This window comes from Micromonospora sp. D75 (assembly GCF_018070405.1).
GTDB classification, from domain to species: domain Bacteria; phylum Actinomycetota; class Actinomycetes; order Mycobacteriales; family Micromonosporaceae; genus Micromonospora; species Micromonospora chalcea.
The window spans coordinates 1-2,025 of the sequence record NZ_JAGPXV010000847.1 but is presented as its reverse complement, the minus strand read 5'-3'; the positions used below and the strand labels follow the sequence as shown (position 1 = coordinate 2,025).

The following is a 2,025-nucleotide window of genomic DNA, read 5'->3' as shown; positions in this document are numbered from 1 at the left end:
GTGGGGGCGCGCGGGCAGGACGCCGTGACCGAGCTGGAACGGGTCCGCCGGGCCCAGCGCGACGGCGGCATCGCCGAACCGGGGTGGCTGCCCGTCGCGGCCGAGCTGGCCGAGGCGTACGCGCACCTGTCCGACCCGCAGCGGTCGGCGCGGCGGCTGTGCGACCTGGCCGGGGCCGGCGGTGCCGCCGCCCGCGCCGCCGCCGCGCGCGTCGAGGGCCTGCTCGCCGGCGAACCGGACCTGGACGAGGTCTTCGCGGCGGCGCTGGCCCGGTGCGATCCCGCCGTCGTCCCGCTGGAACGGGCCCGGACGCTGCTCAGCTACGGGCAGCGGCTGCGCCGGGCCCGGCGCCGCCGGGACGCGCGGGTCCAGTTGCACGCCGCGCTGCGGTTGTTCGAGGCGCTCGGCGCGCAGGGCTGGGCGCGGCGGTGCCGCACCGAGATCGACGCCACCGGCCGGCGGCCGCCCGAGCCCGGCGACCGGACCGTCGACCGGCTGACCGGCCAGGAACGCCTGATCGCCCTGCACGTGGCGGAGGGCCTGACGAACCGGGAGATCGCGGCCCGGGTCTTCCTGTCGCCGAAGACCGTCGAGTACCACCTCGGCAACGTCTACCGGAAGCTTCGGCTGCGCTCCCGGCCGGAGCTGATCCGCCACCTGTCCGGCCCGCCGGCCGCGGGCTGACGACCCGGCCGGGCGGCCGCCAGTGCCGCGGCCAGGCACGCCACGGCGGCGAGTACCAGCGGCGGCCGGCCGCCGACCGCGACCGCCGCCGACCCGAGCGGGATGGCCAGCGTGATCGGGCCGAACATCACCGTGTTCGCCGTCCCGGCGACCCGCCCGAGCATCTCCCGCGGCGTGTACGTCTGCACGGCGGTGACCGCCGCGACGAGCGTCCACGGCAGACCGACGCCGATCACCACCGAGGCGGCGACCGTGCCCGGCCACCACGGCAGGCAGCGTCCCAGACAGCCGGCCGCGAACAGGACCGCGCCGGCGACCCCCACCGTGATCTCGCCGTGGCGGCGGACGAGCCGGCCGACGACCAGCCCGGCGAGCAGCGATCCGCCACCCTGCGCGCCGGCCAGCACGCCGAGAAAGGTGGACGGCAGCCCGAGGCCGGTCACCACCACGTCGTACAGCGCCGCGGTGGTGAAGCCGGACATCGCGATGGACGCCGCCGCGAGCGCCACCGGCACGCGTACCGCCCGCCGGGCCAGGAGCGCGGTCAGCCCGGCCCGCAGCCCCACCGCGGGTGCGGTCGGGGGAGCGGACGCCGCCCGGGCCAGGCGTAACGCGCCGTACAGGGCGGCCACGAGCACCGGTACGACGGCGGCGAGCACCGCGACGACGTGCCCGCCCCGCCACGCGTACAGGCCCGCCCCGGCCAGCGGCGCGACCAGCTTCACGCCCTCCTGCGCGCTCGACCGCCAGCCGTTGACGTCGGCCAGCCGGGCCGGGGGGAGCGCGGCGGGCAGCAGCGCGGTCTCGCCGGCGTCGACGAGCACGTATCCGATCCCGTAGGCGAGCGAGACGGCGTAGATCAGCCACGCCTGGCCGGGCCCGCGCACCGCCAGCAGGCTCAGCAGCGCGGCGGCGAGAGCGAGGTTGACGCCGACCACCAGGGGACGCCGGGGGACCCGGTCGAGCAGGCCGCCGAGCCAGGGGCCGGCCAGCGTCGGGGCGTAGACGCAGAGACCGGCCAGCGCCGCGAGCCCGGTTGAGCCGGTCAGGTCCAGGATCCAGATGCCGGAGACCAGGGCCATGGCGCTGCCGCCCAGCCCGGACAGCAGCGAGACGGCCACGAACAGGACGGCGTTGCGGCGCATGGGTCCCCCGAGAGTTGAGCCTGGAGGACTCATCCTCGGGACGTGAGCCGGGGCGTGGCAACACTTCGGGGCTACGTCAATGTCTTGTTGACAGTGTCGCCGTGATGCGCCCGGCGGCGTCGCGTACCGGAGGCGGCAGCCGGAGTCCGGCCCCGGCGAGATCGTCGGCGAGGTGCGCGGCCAGCGCGTACAGCGG

The 2,025-nt window shown here is 77.3% G+C and carries 2 protein-coding genes; one reads left to right on the top strand and one right to left on the bottom strand.

Annotated features, from left to right (window positions below; all coding sequences use genetic code 11):
• Positions 1-684 (top strand): helix-turn-helix transcriptional regulator (locus KBX39_RS29845; RefSeq protein WP_210873729.1); only part of this gene is annotated, 684 nt, incomplete at its 5' end.
• On the opposite strand, the gene KBX39_RS29840 is transcribed toward KBX39_RS29845, so the two are convergent.
• The gene (locus tag KBX39_RS29840; RefSeq protein WP_113972962.1) at positions 612-1,829 is read right to left on the bottom strand and encodes an MFS transporter; all 1,218 of its coding nucleotides are present in this window, start codon (positions 1,827-1,829) and stop codon (positions 612-614) included. The two genes, KBX39_RS29845 and KBX39_RS29840, sit on opposite strands and share 73 nt — an antisense overlap.
• Positions 1,830-2,025: the final 196 nt, after the last annotated feature.